Source organism: Cohnella sp., from assembly GCF_041640265.1.
Classification (GTDB): domain Bacteria; phylum Bacillota; class Bacilli; order Paenibacillales; family Paenibacillaceae; genus Cohnella.
Window position 1 is genome coordinate 250,250 of sequence record NZ_JBEQAP010000002.1, and the last position, 18,131, is coordinate 268,380.

The 18,131-nt window shown below is 47.4% G+C and carries 13 protein-coding genes and 1 pseudogene; 12 read left to right on the plus strand and 2 right to left on the minus strand.

All coding sequences use genetic code 11. The features are described 5' to 3' along the window. The first annotated feature begins 51 nt into the window (after positions 1-51). From ACESLK_RS02935 to ACESLK_RS02980, 10 genes and pseudogenes are all read left to right on the plus strand, one after another. Positions 52-1,140, plus strand: coding sequence for a peptidylprolyl isomerase (locus ACESLK_RS02935; protein WP_372661941.1), 1,089 nt, complete (start codon positions 52-54; stop codon positions 1,138-1,140). 111 nt (positions 1,141-1,251) lie between these two features. Then, positions 1,252-3,018, plus strand: coding sequence for a sensor histidine kinase (locus ACESLK_RS02940; protein WP_372661944.1), 1,767 nt, complete (start codon positions 1,252-1,254; stop codon positions 3,016-3,018). A gap of 1 nt (position 3,019) precedes the next feature. Next, entirely contained in the window at positions 3,020-4,675 is a 1,656-nt protein-coding gene (locus tag ACESLK_RS02945; protein WP_372661947.1) for a response regulator transcription factor, read from the plus strand. Between the two features lie 108 nt (positions 4,676-4,783). Next, positions 4,784-6,514 carry a type 2 periplasmic-binding domain-containing protein gene (locus ACESLK_RS02950; protein ID WP_372661950.1) on the plus strand — a complete coding sequence of 577 codons (1,731 nt, stop codon included), beginning with the start codon at positions 4,784-4,786 and terminating at the stop codon, positions 6,512-6,514. A gap of 77 nt (positions 6,515-6,591) precedes the next feature. Then, a complete protein-coding gene (locus ACESLK_RS02955) occupies positions 6,592-7,509 on the plus strand; it encodes an ABC transporter permease (protein WP_372661953.1) in 918 nt (305 codons plus the stop codon). A gap of 27 nt (positions 7,510-7,536) precedes the next feature. After that, positions 7,537-8,445 carry a carbohydrate ABC transporter permease gene (locus tag ACESLK_RS02960; RefSeq protein ID WP_372661955.1) on the plus strand — a complete coding sequence of 303 codons (909 nt, stop codon included), beginning with the start codon at positions 7,537-7,539 and terminating at the stop codon, positions 8,443-8,445. A gap of 27 nt (positions 8,446-8,472) precedes the next feature. Next, the gene (locus ACESLK_RS02965; RefSeq protein WP_372661958.1) at positions 8,473-9,822 is read left to right on the plus strand and encodes an alpha-L-fucosidase; all 1,350 of its coding nucleotides are present in this window, start codon (positions 8,473-8,475) and stop codon (positions 9,820-9,822) included. Positions 9,823-9,857: 35 nt separating this feature from the next. Then, positions 9,858-10,652: pseudogene (locus ACESLK_RS02970) on the plus strand (beta-galactosidase); the annotation flags it as partial. A gap of 13 nt (positions 10,653-10,665) precedes the next feature. After that, positions 10,666-10,836 (plus strand): hypothetical protein, encoded by a 171-nt coding sequence (locus ACESLK_RS02975; protein ID WP_372662169.1) that lies wholly within the window; start codon positions 10,666-10,668, stop codon positions 10,834-10,836. Next, positions 10,833-11,792 (plus strand): IS3 family transposase, encoded by a 960-nt coding sequence (locus ACESLK_RS02980; RefSeq protein WP_372661961.1) that lies wholly within the window; start codon positions 10,833-10,835, stop codon positions 11,790-11,792. Before ACESLK_RS02975 ends, ACESLK_RS02980 begins: the two co-directional genes overlap by 4 nt. A 302-nt stretch (positions 11,793-12,094) precedes the next feature. Here the strand turns inward: ACESLK_RS02980 and ACESLK_RS02985 are convergent, their stop codons facing one another. Beyond that, positions 12,095-12,376: a hypothetical protein gene (locus tag ACESLK_RS02985; protein WP_372661964.1), complete on the minus strand. Its 282-nt coding sequence runs from the start codon at positions 12,374-12,376 to the stop codon at positions 12,095-12,097. A gap of 72 nt (positions 12,377-12,448) precedes the next feature. Then, positions 12,449-13,594, minus strand: coding sequence for a sporulation protein YhbH (yhbH, locus tag ACESLK_RS02990; protein WP_372661967.1), 1,146 nt, complete (start codon positions 13,592-13,594; stop codon positions 12,449-12,451). A 230-nt stretch (positions 13,595-13,824) separates the two neighbouring features. Between yhbH and ACESLK_RS02995 the strand changes: the two genes are divergently transcribed. Together ACESLK_RS02995 and ACESLK_RS03000 are read left to right on the plus strand one after the other, a co-directional pair. Next, positions 13,825-14,997, plus strand: coding sequence for an exonuclease SbcCD subunit D (locus tag ACESLK_RS02995; protein ID WP_372661971.1), 1,173 nt, complete (start codon positions 13,825-13,827; stop codon positions 14,995-14,997). Next, positions 14,994-18,086, plus strand: coding sequence for an AAA family ATPase (locus ACESLK_RS03000; protein ID WP_372661974.1), 3,093 nt, complete (start codon positions 14,994-14,996; stop codon positions 18,084-18,086). The genes ACESLK_RS02995 and ACESLK_RS03000 overlap by 4 nt, the downstream gene beginning before the upstream one ends. Positions 18,087-18,131: the final 45 nt, after the last annotated feature.

An 18,131-nucleotide genomic window follows, 5' to 3' on the forward strand; every position in this document is an offset into this window, starting at 1 on the left:
AGGCTTTCAGCCTGTTTGACTGAAATTTAATAGTTACAGGTGGTGGATGAAATGGATGGAAAGGGATTGATCCCAATTTTTAAGCACAAACTGTTCCAGAGGGTACTTCTTGCTGCAGTTTTGATTTGCTGCGTGGTTTCCGTTTATTTCTTCTTGAGACAACCAGAGCTTAAGGACACTGATACCGCAGTTTCTGTTAATAACGAACCCATCTCGGTTATGGAACTGAGAGATACCATGATCAGACTGAAGGCTAACGTTTTTATGGAGTTCTCTAAAAAACATGATTACGTTGACAATGATGATTTCTGGGAGAGCAGCATTGATGGGAAAAATCCTCTTGCCGTTTTAAGGGAAACCGCTTTAAAGGAAATTGTCCAAAGAAAAGTAAAGCTTTCCCTTCACAAAAAACATGGATTAATTTCGGATACCGATTATTCAGCGATTCTAAACGGTCTTAATAGCGAAAACGAAGATAGGAAATCCAAGGTGGAGAAAAAAGAAATCATCTACGGTCCCCAGAAAATTGACTTGATGCAGTATTATACGGTTTTAGATAGCAAGAATGATGACGTTGTGATTAAACAACTGGAAGAAGAAAAGATCATAGACACCAGCGATGATAGTCTGGAACAATATTATGAAGAAACTAAAGCTAAGAACTATAAGCTTCCTGATAAAATAAAAATCCTGAAGATTGAAGTTCGGTTTTTTGCAAACGGAGCTACGGTTCTAAACGAAAATGAAGCTGAAAAAATGATTAAGGAAGCGGAAAAAGGGCTGACGAATGGGGAGAGCTTTGAAACGGTTGCCAAAGCCTTCAATAAGGACGGCTCGGTTATTCAGTATACGTTCGAGCCGGAACAATTTCCGAAGCGTGATCTTACGCTGCTGAAAACTTTCGGTGTAGCACAAGCATTGAAACCTGGGGAGATAAGCAAACCGTTTCAAACGGACAGTACATTTGAGATCATCAAATGTGTCGATAAGGAAGATTCGGGTTATAAAGCGTTTAGCGATGTAAAGGCAAGTGTTAAAGAGAATTTAGTGAGAGAAAAACTGAACGAATACATCAATGCACTGTCTGATCATGCGGTCATAAAGAAAAATGAAGCCATATTTAACAAGTTGACATTTTAAAAAAGAAACGTTAATCCCCTCCGGGTTTTCATGCAGATAACTGCGTTGATTGCGGAGGGGATTTGACTATAATTGGAATAGGCTTTGATTATGTGAACAAGGATGGTCGAAATGAGCGTACGAAGCATGGGAGAGAAAGTAAAGCAGTGGAGCGGTACTCTTTACGCTAGATTATTTTTCACCTTTATCGCCATCCTGATTCCCTTGCTCGTTCTCGGGTACAGCGTCTATAACTGGGGCTTAACGACGGTCAAATACGACATTTCTTCTTCAAGCCAAACCCAAGTAGATTTCTTCAACCATTCGATAAGCGAAGAGCTTCAGCGAGTAAGACTCCTGCAATATGATTTGTTCAACGACACCAGCTTGAACAAATTAATGGTGCAGAACAACTCGATGACAAACTACGACAGGGATTTTAATCTAAATCTGTTGCAAGAACGGATTGTTACCATTAAAGCCAGTAGCCGCTACGTCGACCAAGTAAAAGTGATACTTCCGGCCCTGCAGAAGACCATCAGTAACTTGATTATTAACGAGTGGAACGCATCCGACCGCGCTCTAATCGAGGCATTTCGAAATTCCAAGAATCGCGGAGGAATAACGTATGTGAATGGGAACCTATATTTGCTAGCCTCCTCACCGAATTCATTTCCGGTGAGCGGACAAGATTCTTTTGCTTTCATTGCCATTGCCTTATCGGATAATAACTTAAGGAAAATGCTTACTGACTTGCAGGTGTATCGTAACAGCAATGCATTTCTTTTTAGCAGCAATCTTCCTATCCTCATTCAGCCGGAAGAGAAAAACCAGACCGCTCAAAGCATTCGGAAATATATTGTGGACAGTGGGTTTCAATACCATTACAACGGATACGATCTCCTCAGAGTCGACCAAGAAACATATTTCATCACTTATAATTACGATAAGCGGCTTGATCTTGCAATCGTGAGTTATATTCCATTGAATCAAATGTTTCGCAAAATCAATGATTTTCAAGCGTTATTCTTCCTATATGCTGCTACGGCTGTCATTATTATCGTAATTTTTGCCATATCGTTGTACCGTTACATTCATGCTCCTCTCTCTATGCTTTCGAGCGCGTTTTATAAAGTGGAAATCGGCAATTTGCAATTTGAAATCAAGCATCGTCGTAAAGATGAATTCAGTCATATTTTCCAGCGGTTTAACTCTATGCTTCGTAATCTTCATTCGTTAATCGAACAGGTGTACAAGCAGAAAATATTGCTCCGCAACTCGGAACTGAAGCAATTGCAAACGCAGATTAATCCGCATTTCTTATATAATAGCTTTTTCGTGCTCCATCGATGGATTAAATACGACTACAAGGAAGAGGCGGTATTGTTCTCGAAATATTTGGGCCAATATTTTGAGTTCGTTACGAGAAGCACGGTGGACGAGGTTCCGCTCGGGAGAGAAGTCGAGCATGCGAGAACGTATGCGGAAATTCAGGGCATGAGATTCTCCAGCCGTATTCATACCGAATTCGCAGACATGCCAACCGGAATCGGACATGTCATGGTTCCGAGGCTTATTCTTCAGCCCGTGATAGAGAACGCGTTCGAACACGGACTCGAAGCGGTTTTGGAAGACGGCAAACTGATTGTGAATTTCCAATTAACAGGCGACCGAATTGAAATTATCGTCGAAGATAATGGGGAGCGTTTAACTGAGGAGAAGCTTTGGCAGATGTCGGATGAGCTTCAAAGAAACTCGGATGACGACGAGGTTACGGGTTTGCTGAATATTCATCGACGATTGCAATTAAAATTCGGAGAGCAATGCGGCGTTCAAGTGGAGCGGAGCTCGTTAGGCGGCTTGAAAGTAACGCTTACGATCACAAAGGAGAGCGATTGAGATGTATAACTTATTGATTGTCGACGATGAAACGATCGTGGCGGATATGCTTGCCGAATTGTTCATCAGGGAAATGGCGGCGGACGAGGTAAATATCTACAAAACATATTCGGCGAAAGCAGCAATGAACGTGTTGGAACAAGTCAAAGTGGATATCGTCTTGTCGGATATCCGGATGCCGGGGATGACAGGCTTGGAGCTGCTCGACCGGATTAAGGCCAATTGGCCTCAAAGCAAAGTGGCCTTCTTGACCGGTTATCGAGAATTTGAATATGTGTATTCGGCCATTCAACACAGTGGCGTTCGATACTTGCTAAAGACATCCGATGATCAGCAAATCGTGGATACTGTGCGCGAAATGGCGAAAGAAATAAGCGAAAGCCGCAATATGGCCGATATTTTGCTGGAAGCGAAGTCTTTGCAGGAGATCGCGTGGCCAACGCTTCAAAGCGAATGGATGCAAGACTTTATTACGGGACATGATTCACGTACGACGGATTTGCAGTGCCATTTTAACGAACTAAAAATTCCGCTGAATGCAGCTCGTCACGGGTGGTTGGTCATCGGACGGTTCGACATTTCGCCCGATGCATGGCAAAGAGAGGGTCGTGAGCAATCCCGGTTTGCGGTTCAAGCGATCGCCGACAAGTTTTTTAGCGCCGAGTTTTCGTATTTTGGTTGTCTCGTCGATCGCGTGAATATGGTGTGGATCGTACAGTCGAAAGCGGAATCCGCATCAAGCGATCCGTTAGCCATGCGCAGAGCGTTTGCCTTATTTAATGGGAATCTGGAATTTATTCAGGAATCAGTGAAGGCCACCATGGGGATAACCTTATCTCTTGCCGTCAGCGGAGAGCATTTCGAGCTGTCCGAGATCGCGGAACAATATCGGTCATTAAATCAAATCATGCGTAATCGATTTGGCTTGATCACGGAGTTCTTTCTGTCAAACAAGGCCATTCCGCTGGTTTCCCAGAACACTTCCTCCCGCATAGCTAGTGTCAGCACAGGAAAATTCAAGTCTCTGGAAGATTTCTTATTCAACGGACGGCGCGATGCATTCCTATCGTTGTTTGAGGAATTGTTTGCAGAAGCCGGTTCGATATCGACCTGGGATGATCCGATAATCTTAGAGAAATACTACCGAGTCGCAACGATGTTTCTTTCTTATACCAACACAATGGAAATCAGAGATGCCGTGATGGCGTCGGTGGATTTGCGGTTGCTTCTCGTAACGGAAGAGCATCTGTCTTGGCGCGAAGCGGTTGCTAACTTGCGAGGCGTCGGCGTGGAACTGTTTAACCAGCACGAAATGCGCGGAGAACGTCTGACGGAAGACGTCGTCATGAAGCTGAAAAGTTATGTGAATGACCACCTGGATCAGGATCTCTCCTTAACCAAACTGGCAAGCATTTTCTTCCTCAATCCTTCTTATTTATCCAGGCTGTTCAAGCAGGAAGCGGGAACGAATCTTTCGGACTATATTACGGACAAACGAATTGAACTAGCGAAGACGCTGCTGAAAAAAAGCTCCAAAAAAATGAGTGAAATCGCAGTTCAAATCGGTTACGAATCCCAACAATCGTTTACGCGTTTTTTTAAGAACGCCGTGGGCGTTTCTCCTCAAGAATACAAGGCAACAATTCAAGAGAGTTAACATGGTAAACGATCGTTAAAAAGGTAAAGAACTGCGAATAGAGTTGTAAACGGTTTCAGATTACTATTGAATTAGGCACTAAACTAAACGATATAGGGGGCAAATTCAATGGCTTTAAAGATTAAGCTGCTATCAACGGTCATGGCTGCAGCATTAGCGGTCTCGGCGCTAGCTGCATGCTCCAGCAACAAGGACCAAAACGCGTCAAGCTCGTCTCCGAGTGCAAGTACAAGTGCAAGCGCAAGTGGCACGGATACTGCATCTATTGACCCGTTGGCCAAAATTGACGATCCGATTACAGTGACGACAGTCAAACGTACGCTGCAGAACGCCAAATATAAAGAAGGTCAATCGGCGGAAAACAATTCTTGGATTAACTTTTTGAAAGATCAGGGCGTGAACATCCAATATAGCTGGATGGCGGATGCAAGCCAATTCGAGAACCAAATGAACGTAACGATCGCTTCCGGCGACATCCCCGACATTTTACCCCAAATAACTGGAAGTCAAGCGAATACGCTCATCAAAGGCGATCAGTTAATGGATATGAAGCCATACTTGGACAAGTATTTGTCGGATGAGGCCAAGTCCGTATTGTATGGGGATGGCGGTGCCCTGATGAACAGCACGGTTACGAGCGACGGCAAACAATACCTGCTTCCGCTTACCGCGAGCGAAATTCGGGCGGATATCAAAGGGTTATGGATTCGTAAGGATTGGCTGGATAAGTTGCACCTCACCGTGCCGACGACGGTCGAAGAATTCGAGAAAGTGGCTGAAGCTTTCACAACGCAAGATCCGGATGGTAACGGCAAACCCGACACGTATGGATTCGGCGTATCCGGTAAAGACAACCTGATTCTCGACTGGGGCGGAGCAGATGGTGTGTTTGAGATGTTCCACTCGCAGCCGGGTCCTTGGTGGGACAACTCGCTCTTCTACGAGAAGGACGAATCGGGGAACGTCATCTGGTCTGGCAGCAAACCAGGTGTGAAACAAGCGCTTACGTTGCTGCAAACGATGTATAAAAAAGGCGAGCTGGCGAAAGATTTCGGAACAGTCGATGCCGGCGGTAAATTGGCACAGGACCTTACGGGCGGGAAAGTCGGTATGTTCATGGGTCGCTGGTGGCAAGCGCTGTGGCCGTTGCCTGATTTGAAAACGAAAGATCCGAAATCGGATTGGATTGTCGTCAATATGCCTTCGGGAGACGGCAAGCCGACGCAGCCTTACGGCTATCGGCCAGGCAACGTTTACGTAGCCGTATCCAAGAATATGAAGAACCCCGAAGCTTTTGTTAAAATGATCAACTGGTATGTCGAGAAGGTATTCGGCCCTAATGCGGATGCGCAAAACTTTGCAAGCACGGATCAGAACAACTACGGCAGTTGGAAATCTTCGGCTCCATTCGTCATCGAAGATCCCTTTAAATTGTCGAGAGATTATACGGCGGTATCAACGGCGCTAAAAGCGAAAGATCCCTCTAAGTTGAACGCCGAACAAAAACAACATTATGACGACGTGCAAAAGTACGAGCAGGATCCTTCTTACGTCGTCGGCTGGACCGCATGGCAGAATTTCAGCGGTGCAGACGGCACGGCAGGCAAGCATTATTTCGAAGATAACAAAGAAAGCGATGTTTTGAAAAATGCCTTCTTCAGCGTGCCGAACGAGAAAATGGTCACGACTATCCCGATGTACAAAAAGATGGCGGAAGAAATGATCAGCAAAATTATTTACGGCCAAGCATCCGTTGATGATTGGGACAAGCTTGTGAATGACTGGAACAAACTTGCTGGCAACGATATTATGAAAGACCTACAAGCGAGCGCGAAATAACGACGGAGGAAGGCGGGGAGACCGGATTGACGGTCGCCCCCGCTATCCGTAACGTGGATCGGAAGGAGGACGCAATCATGAAGGCATCATTATTGAAACGAGAATTACCCCTATACGGCATGCTAATCGTTCCGGTTATCCTCGTGTTCGTATACAGTTACATCCCGATGGTCGGATTTGTAATGGCCTTTCAGGATTTCGTGCCTTATCGTCAGGGATTTGTGTATTCACTCTTCCATTCGGAATTCGTCGGTTTGAACGTGTTCAAATCGTTACTTCATACGCCCGGCGTAACAAGCGTCATTTATAATACGTTTTTTATTTCCTTTCTTAAGATCGTCGCCAAGCTTATCTTCCCGCTTATTTTTGCCTTGTTGCTGAACGAAATTACGAAGTCATGGTTTCGTAAACTGGCAACGACGATCACGTATTTGCCGTTTTTCCTTTCATGGGTCGTGCTTGGGGGAATTCTTCTTGACTTTTTCTCTCCACAGGATGGCGCTTTTAACGGTTTTCTGAAGATGATGGGCATTCACGATTCCACATTCTTTTTCGGAAATGCAGATCAATTTCCTTACGCGGTTGTCTTATCCGATCTCTGGAAAGAAATCGGGTATAATACGATCATTTTTTTGGCCGCGCTAACGGCCATCGATCCATCCATGTACGAGGCAGCAGTCATTGATGGAGCCGGAAGGTGGAAGCAGACGATTTATTTGACGATTCCCTCCATCACTCCGATGATTATTCTGGTTGGGATTCTCAGTCTCGGCAACGTGCTGAACGCAGGGCAAGACCAAATTCTGAACCTGTATAGTCCGGTTGTCTATTCGTCGGGAGACATCATTGATACTTTCGCTTTTCGACAAGGGATTCAGCAGGGCCAATTTAGCATCGCAACGGCCGTCGGCTTATTTAAGTCTCTCGTATCGTTCACTATGCTTTCGATTGCGTACTTACTGGCTAACAAGCTGACGAACTATAAAGTTTTTTAACCTACACGCAGAAAGGTTAGCGATGAGATGAAGAATTCAGATTCGGTATGGGGACTGGAAAGTCGAACGACGGGCCGTAAGGTATTTATTGCGTTTAACTATGCCTTAATCTCTCTATTAACGATAGTTAGCCTTGTCCCGTTATGGAATATTTTCAGCATGTCGTTTAGTTCTAGTGAGTTTGTTGCCGCCGGTGAAGTGTTTTTGTGGCCGAAAGGGCTTACGTGGGAGTCTTATCACTACATTCTTGTAAATCCCGATTTTTACAAGTCATTGTGGATCTCCGTAGAGAGAACTGCGCTTGGCATCGTCATGACGATGATGTGCACCATACTGGCGGCATACCCGTTGTCCAGGAGTCGGATCGAATTTCGCGCTAGGCCGTTCTTCATCTGGTACTTCTTGATTACGATGCTGTTCGGCGGCGGGCTAATTCCGTGGTTTATGGTCGTAAAATGGACGGGAATGTACGACAACTTGGGTGCGCTGATTATTGTTCCGGCGGTTCAAGTATTCAATATTTTGATCTTGATGAACTTCATTCGAAATTTACCGCGAGAGTTGGAGGAGTCTGCGTATTTGGACGGTGCAGGGCATCTGCGGACGCTGATCAGCGTGTTATTGCCACTATGTAAGCCGGCACTGGCGACTTTAGTGTTGTTTACGTTTGTGTATCACTGGAACAGTTGGTTCGATGGCTTCCTCTTCATGAGTAGAAAGGAGCATTATCCTCTTCAAACGTATTTGTATACGGTTCTTACTGTGCCGGACACGTCGCATTTGACACCTGACATGCTGAAACAATTTGCAAATTTAAACTCCCGGTCGATTAAAGCAGCAGAAATATTCGTAAGCACATTGCCGATACTCCTTCTGTACCCTTTCTTGCAAAAGTATTTTACGAAAGGCATTGTACTTGGGAGCGTAAAAGGCTAACGATGATCGGAAAAGGAGAAGTGGGCAATGAAATCACTCGAACAAATGAAAAGTCAATACGTTCCGGTAGAGGTACCGCCTCAATCGGCGGAAAATATGCAGTGGTTCCGGGATGGGAAGTTCGGCCTGTTCATTCACTGGGGACTCTATTCGCTGCTTGGCCGCGGAGAATGGGTCATGTTTCATGAACGGATGGCAGTCGAACAATATGCTGAACTCGCCAAGCAGTTCGACGCTTCCGGCTTCGATCCGAAAGCTTGGGCTAGAACAGCCAAACAAGCAGGAATGAAATACATGGTGCTAACGGCAAGACACCATGATGGCTTTGCTTTATTTCAGACGCAGACAAGCGCGTTTAACAGTGTCAATTCCGCCGCGGGGAGAGATTTGGTCGCCGAATACGTGGAAGCTTGCAGAAACGAAGGATTAAAAGTCGGTCTTTATTATTCTCCTATGGATTGGCGCTTCCCGGGTTACTTTTTTCCGGAAATGTATATCGGCAGCGCGCTCGAGATGAAAGAACAGTGCTGGGCGCAAATCCGGGAACTGATGACCAATTACGGGAAAATCGATATGTTGTGGTATGACGGGGAATGGTTGGCGCATGGCGGCATCAAATACGACATTGGCATCCCGGGATGGATAACGAACAAAGAATTTCTACATGATGAAACTTATTTCAAAGTCAATTACTTTTGGGAATCAGAACGGCTTAACGCGATGGTTCGTGAACTCCAACCGGAAATAATGATTAACAATCGATCCGGCTGGGAAGGAGATTTCGTCGTTCGGGAGCGTTTTGTTGGCAGTATGCGGACGGATAAGCCATGGGATTCAAATGACTGCTTGGCTGATTCGTGGGGGTGGATGCCCGACCGCCAAATGCTTTCATTGCGGCAGCTTATCGAAAGATTCATCCGTATTGTAACGAGGGACGGCACTTTCTTATTAAACGTTGGCCCTCAAGGCGACGGCGCGGTCGAGCCGGAGCAAGCGGAGCGCCTCAAGCAAATGGGGGACTGGCTGGCTCAATATGGAGAATCCGTTTACGGCACGCGGGGCGGGCCCTTTCTTCCAGCAGCTTGGGGAGGATCCGTTTATCGTGGCGACACGGTGTACCTCCATATTACCGAATGGCCTGACGATATAATTGTGTTGCCCGATGCGCCGCCCAATTTATTATCGTATAGCAGCTTGACTTCGGACCACGTAACGGTTTTTCGAACAGACGATAATAAGCTGCATATTTCCGTTCCGGTAAGCGACCGTCATCCCTTAGATACGATAATCGTACTTCAGTTCAAGGACCCGATTCAATGGGAAGGGTATGCAAGTGATGAGCAAAGCACTCATGGTTTGGGCGATGGTTTAAAATAACTTTTGTTCTGAGAATGGGTTAGGAAAATACATGAATGACCGGACAAAGCCCCGCTGCTGGGGCTTTGTTTGTGTTCAAGCCTGGGGGACAAAACAAAAAAAGTTCAAAACGTGAGCTCAACTGTCAGATCGACGTTTACTACTCCGAAGCCGATCACTGCGCGTTCCGAATATGGCTAAAGAGAAAGTACGGTACGTTAGATAAGCTGAATCACCCTTGTGGCACCGTCTTCTGGAGCCAGACCTATACCGATTGGCAGCAGGTTCACCTAACGCGTGTCGTCGTGTCCAATTCGCCGAACCCGCATCAGGTGCTTGATGAGAAACGATTTATTTCGGACAATACAATTGATTTTGCGAAGGTGCAGACCGATATTTTGCGCGACATTGTACCCCACCACTAGTTAACGACGAACGGCATGTTCGGTCATATAGATAGCCACCGTCTGACGGATGAGCAGCTCGATTTTTTCTCGTACGATTCTTATCCGTTGTTTGCGACGATTTTTAACGATTCGAATGAAGAGGAACCGCTTCTCGACCGAAAATGGAGTATGAACTTAAGTGCTGTGCGAGATGTAAGTTCTAACTTCTGTATCTTGGAGCCACAGTCGGGTCCTGGAGGATGGACGAACAGCATCGAGTTGCCTACACCCGAGCCGGGGCAGATGCGGCTCTGAACGTACCAATCGATCGCGCACGGCGCCGATAAGGTGCTGTTTTTCCGCTGGCGAACGGCAACGGTTGGTACGGAGATTTACTGGCATGGCATTAACGATTACCATAATCAGCCGAACAGGCGCGTGATGGAAGCGACTGTCCTTGGTGAGGAGTTGCAACGACTTGGCAAAGGGCTCGTCGGCCGTAGGTATGTTGCCGAAGTGGCTTTGCTCGACGACTATGACAACGAATGGGACGGCGAGCACGATACCTAGCCGGGAGCTCTTCGCGGTGCGAGCTATGGCGCGTGGTACAAGCAACTCCAATATCATCACATTCCCACGGACCGGGTGAAGTTGCGTCCGTCGGTCGGACTGGACGATCTGCGTAAGTACAAAGTCGTCGTCTATCCCCATCCGGCAATTTTAGCGGAGGAAACGATAATGCTTCTAAACGAGTACGTGCAAGGAGGAGGCAAAGTCGTGTCTGGTGCGCGAACTGGCTACAAGGACGAAACCGGCCGATGTCGAATGGTGCCGTTCCCGGGCTACGCAGCTGAGCTGTGCGGCATTCATCTCGAAGATTTTACGCGCATTGTAGGCACGGTAAAGCCCGCGTTGGTTAGGATGGTCGGCGAAGCAGTGGGCTTGGAGAAGGCGGTCGCGGAGGGACGTCAAGCTGACTTGCTCAGCGTTAATCGGACAAGCGTTTATCGTCCCATGTCAGAGAAGCAGACAAGCGCAGAGAACATCCAAATCATGCACCGGATTGATGAGATCTATATGAAGCATCCTTATTACGGCTACCGGTGGATGACGACCACGCTTCGTGAGCAAGGCTTTGATGTAAACCTGAAACGTGTGCGCCGCCTGATGAGGCTCATGGGGTTGGAAGCGATCTATCCGAAGCCGAATTTGAGCAAACGTCTACACGCTAGGTACTGCCGTCCCTATCTCTATCTCTTGCGGGGCCTTACCATCGACAGGCCGAATCAAGTGTGGGGAATCGATATCACCTACCTTAGAATGGGAAAAGGTTTCATGTACTTGTTCAACATCATCGACTGGTATAGCCGCAAAGTGATCGACTATGAGCTATCCAACACGCTTGAGAAGGGCTTTGTCCTGAAGTGCTTAAGACGTGCATTCCGCAGCTGCAGGCCCGAAATAATGAATAGCGATCAAGGCTCCCATTTCACAAACGCTGACTATCTGGAACTCCTCGAGAAGGAAAACATTAAAGTCTCGATGGATGGCAAAGGACGAGCGACAGACAATAGCCGTACAGAGAGCGATATTTCAGATCGTTGAAGTATGAATGCATCTTTCTAAATGAGTTTGATAACCCTCGAGCACTGCGAAAAGGGATAGATCGTTATGTCCAATTACACATTCTATTATCGTAAAAGCATCGTAATCTATTAATTTTACACAAAGGAGGACTTAACTTATTTCCTCGAGATTCGTGTCTTGACTACGGGGGGCATTACAGAGAGCTTGTAATTGTATTCAACCACTCAACCCAACCGAATCGATCGACGAGTCTCGACCAAAAAGCTAATATTAGGGTGCGCGGAATGTGAGTTAGAACGGAAGTCAGGACTTATTTTTCGCTATCCCAGTTTGCCTGTCGCTGCTTCGGCAGAGGGATCGGGAGCAATAGGATGATAGCGGACAATAAGTCCTGTTCGTTCTAATCGGGATAAGAATTCGTCCTGTTTCCGTTCAACACCGATTTGCGTTCCTGGCGACATGTTATGTAAACCGGCATTGAAAGCTGAAAATCCATGAGAGGCACGGGCTTTAAGATCAACACCATCATCCGGCTGAAGAAGGGATTCGGTTCCTCGGGAATATGCGCAAGCAGTATTTTTCAACCGAAATTTAACCTGCATTTACTTTTTTAAGGGGGACTACCTCTGAGAAGGGAAGTGCAGCTCCTTTCGAGATAGTCCCTTTCACCTTGTTTACCCAACCGCCTCCCGTTTCCGGAAGAAAGTTTTCAAAGCCTGATAAATCTCGCTCTTCTCCTTAATCACATAATACAGAAACTGCTGATGCTCCAGATGCTTGTAGGCCGACATTAGCGTGCTGCTCCGATTATACTGGTTCACTTCCCCGTAGCCGAAGATGTTCGAGCGCTCTAACAACTCTTTAATGAGTCGCACACACCGTTCATTGTCGCTCGTCAGGTTGTCGCCGTCGGAGAAGTGAAACGGATAGATGTTGTACATGGCAGGTGAGTACCGGCTATCGATAATCTCCAAAGCTTTAATATACGCCGATGAACAAATCGTGCCTCCGCTCTCGCCTCGTGTGAAAAACTCCTCCTCGGTAACTTCCTTCGCTTCCGTATGGTGCGCGATAAACACGATATCGACCTTTTCGTACTGCCGCCGCAAGAACCGCGACATCCAGAAGAAGAAACTGCGAGCACAGTATTTTTCAAACGATCCCATCGAGCCCGATGTATCCATCATCGCCAAAATAACCGCGTTGTTCTGCGGCTTTACGATTTCCTCCCAAGTCTTAAACCGAAGATCATCCGGGCTTATCCCGCCAATCTCGGACCGTCCGTCCCTTGAATTGCGCCGCAGATTCTCGAGAATCGTCCGTTTCTTGTCGATATTGGACATGATGCCTTTGCGCCGAACATCGGTGAACCGGACCTCTTTGACTTCAATAAGCTCTTTATCCTTCTTCTTCAAGTAAGGAAGCTCAAGCTCCTCGAACAACAATGTCTCCAGCTCTGCGATTGAGATTTCAGCTTCAACCACATCATCCCCGGGATCCGTACCTGCACCTTCGCCTTTGCCATTAGCAGGCGTCGGATCCACTCCGATGACATCCCCCACTTGACTGTCTCCATCACCTTGACCGACATGTTTTTTCTTATTCGTATTAAACACAAAGTGATATTCATCCAAGCTGCGAATTGGAATTTTAATAATCTGGCGCCCATCGGACATCACGATATTTTCTTCGGAAACAAGATCGGGCAGGTTCTGTTTGATTGCATCGCGGACCTTCTGCTGATGACGTGCTTGATCCTGATAACCTTTGCGGTGCAAGGACCAATCTTCCCGGGATAATATAAATGATTGATGGCTCATGTCCGGGCAACCTCCCCCGTGTTACAAATTTGATGTGTGATTATAAGTATATTCCCGCTATTGAAAAGGATGAACGGCACTTCGTGTGAATTTCGTCAGATTGATAGCCCTACTAAGATAGATCGGAATGAAAGGTGCGGGGACTCCACTCATGTTACAATGTAGGAACGAGGATTAAGTCACCAGAGTAAGCATTAGATTATAACCCTTAAGGGAGGAAAATAAGCCTCATGAAATTTATACATACCGCCGATTGGCATCTGGGTAAGCTGGTGCAAGGCGTTTACATGACGGAAGATCAGCGCTTTGTGCTGCAGCAATTGGTTGATGTCGTTGAACGGGAACGGCCGGATGCCGTTGTGATTGCAGGAGATCTCTATGATCGGGCTGTTCCGCCGACAGAAGCGGTTGATCTCTTGGACAAGCTGTTCGCGAAAATAGTCATCGAATTAAACACACCGATTCTAGCGATATCCGGTAACCATGACAGCCCGGATCGCCTTAATTTTGCTACGGATATTATGGAAGCAAGAGGGCTGCATTTAGCCGGACAATTGAAGCCGGAGCCCAAGCCGGTTGTGCTGCGAGACGAGTATGGAGAGGTTCACTTCCACTTGGTGCCCTATGCGGATCCCGCTCAGGTTCGTTATACGTACGGTAATGAAGAAATACGCTCGCACGACGATGCGATGAGAGAGATCACATCGAGAATCGAGGCTTCTATGAACCCGAAAGCGCGGCACGTATTTGTCGGACATGCATTTGTTACGCCGGGAGCGGCTCCTCAGGAGAATACCAGCCAATCCGAAAGACCGTTGTCTATCGGTGGGGCGGAGTATGTCCACGCAGAGTATTTCAAGAGTTTTCATTATACGGCGCTCGGTCATCTGCACCAAGCTCATTTTGTATCGAATGAGACGGTTCGTTACGCAGGCTCGCCGCTGAAATATTCCATATCGGAGGAATCTCATCGTAAGGGATTTCTTGTCGTTGATATGGATGGAACGGGCGTTGTTCACGTGGACAAAAGAGAGCTCAAGCCGCGTCGCGATATGAGGCGAGTTGTTGCTCCTATCGAAGAGATCGAACAGCACTCCATATGTGAGGATTACGTGTTCGTGACGCTGCACAATGATAATCCGGTTCTTTTTCCCATGGAAAAAGTCCGTGCCGTTTACCCTAACGCTTTGCACGTTGAGCGAAGGGTGACTGCAGCTGCAGGGGGCTCAGGTACAGGATCAACTGCATCAGGTGACGGTTCCGCAAGGCGCGAAGCGAACCCGGTTGCATTGTTCACAGCCTTTTACGAGGAAGTGAAAGGAATTCCGCTGTCAAAGGACAAACAGAAGCTATTCGCAGAAACCTATGCGGATGTCCTTCGCGAAGATGGGGGTGCAGTATGAAGCCCATTCGACTAAGCATGACTGCCTTTGGTCCCTATCGCGATATGGAAACGATTGATTTCGCTTTGTTGGAGGATCGACGTTTATTCGTAATATGCGGGAATACCGGAGCCGGCAAGACAACGATTTTCGATGCAATCTGCTTTGCCTTATACGGCATGGCAAGCGGAGAAGACCGTTCTGAGCCGCGGATGCTCAGAAGCCATTTCGCTGATGACGAGGTGTATACATCGGTTGATTACCATTTCTCCGTCGGGAAACGCACATATCGGGTTTATCGTCAGATGGCGCATCGCAAAGGCACCAACAAGAGTGAGACAGGCGGTAAAGCCGAGTTATACGAGACGACATCAGGTCAAGAAGTTCCTTGTATCGACCGTTTCACGGTTTCGGACGTTAATCTCAAGATGGAGACGGTCATCGGGTTAACTAGAGAACAATTCAGCCAGATTGTTATGCTCCCGCAGGGTGAATTCCGCAAGCTGCTGACCTCCGACACGGAAAATAAAGAGGAAATCCTGCGGCGAATTTTTCGAACGGGACTGTATCAGCGTATTGAGGATCGGTTCCAGCAGCGTAACCGTGAGCTTCAGGAGGCGCTGAAGCAAACGAAAGCTATGCAGGAAGTCTATGTGAAGCAAGCGCAGGAATCGTTGCCTGAGCGCGAAGGAAGCTCGCTTTCGTCTACTTTGCAGCAGGAATACAGCAGTATGGTTCAAGTGACCGAAGGCTTGGTTCAAGAGATAGGCTACTACGAAGGGCAAGCGGTTGAAACGGAGCAGAAAAAAGCGGTTATTGCCGGGGAAATGAACGTACAGGAGAAGGCGCTTCGCGAGGCTCTAACACTGGAAGGCAGATTTAATCAGCTAGCGGAGAAGCGGAAACAGCTTGGAATGATGGAAGCCCGCCAAGCGGAGTTGAAGGAGAATGAACGTGTTGTTCTTCTCTCCGAGCAAGCGGCTAGAATAGAGCCCTATGAGGAACAGGCGATTGTCGCAGCTCAGCAGCTAGAGCAGAAAAGAAGCCAGCACTTGAGCAAAATACAGGATGTGGCTAAGGCTGAACTTGAACATGCTGCCGCCCAGGAGCGTTTCCATATCGAGGAAGCGTTGGAGCCTGAACGCAAGGAAGCCGATCGGGAGTTAGAGCGACTGACAGAGCTTAAGCCGATCGTTCATACGCTAGAGGAGCGAAGATTAGAAGTCGAGAGACTTCTTGCGGAAGAGAAATTAAGCGTGGCTAAGCTCGAGGGAAATGAACGGCAGCTTGTTAATCTTCGTGAAGTGAAACGGAACATAACGGAACAGCTAAAGCAGACGGAGCTCGATGTTGCTAAGCGTCCGGAGAAGCTTGAGCAATATGAGCACGCGAAGGCTAAGTACAAGCTATTGAAGGAATTGCTAGAGCTGGATAAGCGGATCTCTGAGTTTGCAGGGTATCACCTGCAGAAGGAGCAAGCCTCGCACCAGCTAAGAGCGGAGCACGATAAGCTAGAATCACTATGGCTTGAAGGGCAAGCGGGCTTGCTGGCGGTACATCTTCATGATGGCAAAGCATGTCCGGTTTGTGGAAGTGAAAAGCATCCAGCTAAGGCGGTTACTGTTACTGAAGTGCCTTCACGAGAAGGTTTGCAAGCAGCTAAAGATAAGCTGCGTATTGCCGAGCAAGAGCTCAGTGAAGCGAAGGCACAAGCGGCTGCAGCAGGAGCGGGACGAAATGATAGAGCCCCGGCTATGTCTGAATATGGGATTACAGATGAACCGCTGTCGGAGCAGCTAGCCCAAGCGGAGACTGCAGGAAAGCTTCTAAGAGCGGAGACGGATCAACTGAAACAACAGTCGGACTCTCTACAGCTTCTCAGACTAGAGGGAGAGAAGCTCGATCAGCAGCTGGAGAGGCTTCAATCGGAGCGGGAACAGCTGCTCGGCTCCCAACATCAGCTTTCTTTAGATAGAAGCGCGAAGCAAACTCTCCTTGAAAGTGAGCTAGGTCGAATTCCGGAGCCGCTTAGATCACCGAACCGACTATTGGAACGCATCCTTGAGCAGACGGCTCTGGCGAGAAAGCTGAACGAAGCTTGGCAAGAAACGCAACGTCAACTCCAAATGATGCAATCACGTCTTGTTGAAGAGAGGACCAACTCTGCACAGCTCGCTATTCAGTTGGAAGAATCTGAGATTGGAGGGAAACTATTGCAAGACCGGTTCGAAGAGGAGCTTACAAAGTCCGGATTTATAACCGTGGAAGCTTACAAAGCTTCTAAACTGCCCGAAGCTCAGAGAAGCAGTCTGAAAAAAACCGTCGATGAATTCAAATCCGTATTCGCTTCCTTATCTCATCAGATTATAGAATTGGAGCATGAGCTAGAGGGTCAAGCAATGCCTATGCCCGCACTCCTACAAGAAGCTATCGTTTTGTTGAAGGAGCAATTGGAACAAATATCGACCGTGCTGGTTACATTTCTACGGTATAAGGAGGAGGCTCAGCGACTTCTTAGTGCGATCGCGAAAGTGTCCGAGCAATTCAAGGAGTTAGAGCTTAAGCAGCAGCAGGTATCGGATATCTATCAGATGCTTAAAGGCGATAATGCTCTCAAAATCTCTTTCGAGAGATACATTCTCATTGAGTTTCTGGAGCAAATTCTTCATGCGGCGAATGGCAGGCTTAATGAGATATCTAATGGTCAGTTTGCGCTGCAGCGCAGCGACCGATTGGAGACGAGAGGTAAGCAAAGCGGTCTGGGTTTAGATGTTTATGATGCATATACAGGCCAGCTTCGAGACGTGAAATCGATGTCCGGAGGCGAGAAATTCAACGCCTCACTCTGTCTAGCGCTTGGAATGACAGATGTTATTCAGGCCTATCAGGGCGGTGTCTCCATCGAGATGATGTTCATCGACGAAGGATTCGGGTCGTTGGATGAGGATAGCCTGAGCAAGGCGATCACGACGTTGATAGATCTGCAGCGTTCTGGGCGTATGATTGGCGTCATCTCCCACGTCCAAGAGCTAAAACAAGCTTTTCCTGCTGTTCTAGAAGTCAGCAAGACCAAAGAAGGCTATAGTAGAACGGCTATTCTCCTAAAGTAAATAGATCAGGCTGAGTTGCAGATGATTGGAGCATAGGTGGCTCTT

Excerpts from the sequence above, each read along its gene's own strand:
- ACESLK_RS02985 (WP_372661964.1), bottom strand. The coding sequence starts at position 12,376 with ATGCAGGTTAAATTTCGGTTGAAAAATACTGCTTGCGCATATTCCCGA.
- ACESLK_RS02935 (WP_372661941.1), top strand. The coding sequence starts at position 52 with ATGGATGGAAAGGGATTGATCCCAATTTTTAAGCACAAACTGTTCCAG.
- ACESLK_RS02965 (WP_372661958.1), top strand. The coding sequence starts at position 8,473 with ATGAAATCACTCGAACAAATGAAAAGTCAATACGTTCCGGTAGAGGTA.
- ACESLK_RS02960 (WP_372661955.1), top strand. The coding sequence starts at position 7,537 with ATGAAGAATTCAGATTCGGTATGGGGACTGGAAAGTCGAACGACGGGC.
- ACESLK_RS02940 (WP_372661944.1), top strand. The coding sequence starts at position 1,252 with ATGAGCGTACGAAGCATGGGAGAGAAAGTAAAGCAGTGGAGCGGTACT.
- ACESLK_RS02950 (WP_372661950.1), top strand. The coding sequence starts at position 4,784 with ATGGCTTTAAAGATTAAGCTGCTATCAACGGTCATGGCTGCAGCATTA.
- ACESLK_RS03000 (WP_372661974.1), top strand. The coding sequence starts at position 14,994 with ATGAAGCCCATTCGACTAAGCATGACTGCCTTTGGTCCCTATCGCGAT.
- yhbH (WP_372661967.1), bottom strand. The coding sequence starts at position 13,594 with ATGAGCCATCAATCATTTATATTATCCCGGGAAGATTGGTCCTTGCAC.
- ACESLK_RS02945 (WP_372661947.1), top strand. The coding sequence starts at position 3,020 with ATGTATAACTTATTGATTGTCGACGATGAAACGATCGTGGCGGATATG.
- ACESLK_RS02995 (WP_372661971.1), top strand. The coding sequence starts at position 13,825 with ATGAAATTTATACATACCGCCGATTGGCATCTGGGTAAGCTGGTGCAA.
- ACESLK_RS02955 (WP_372661953.1), top strand. The coding sequence starts at position 6,592 with ATGAAGGCATCATTATTGAAACGAGAATTACCCCTATACGGCATGCTA.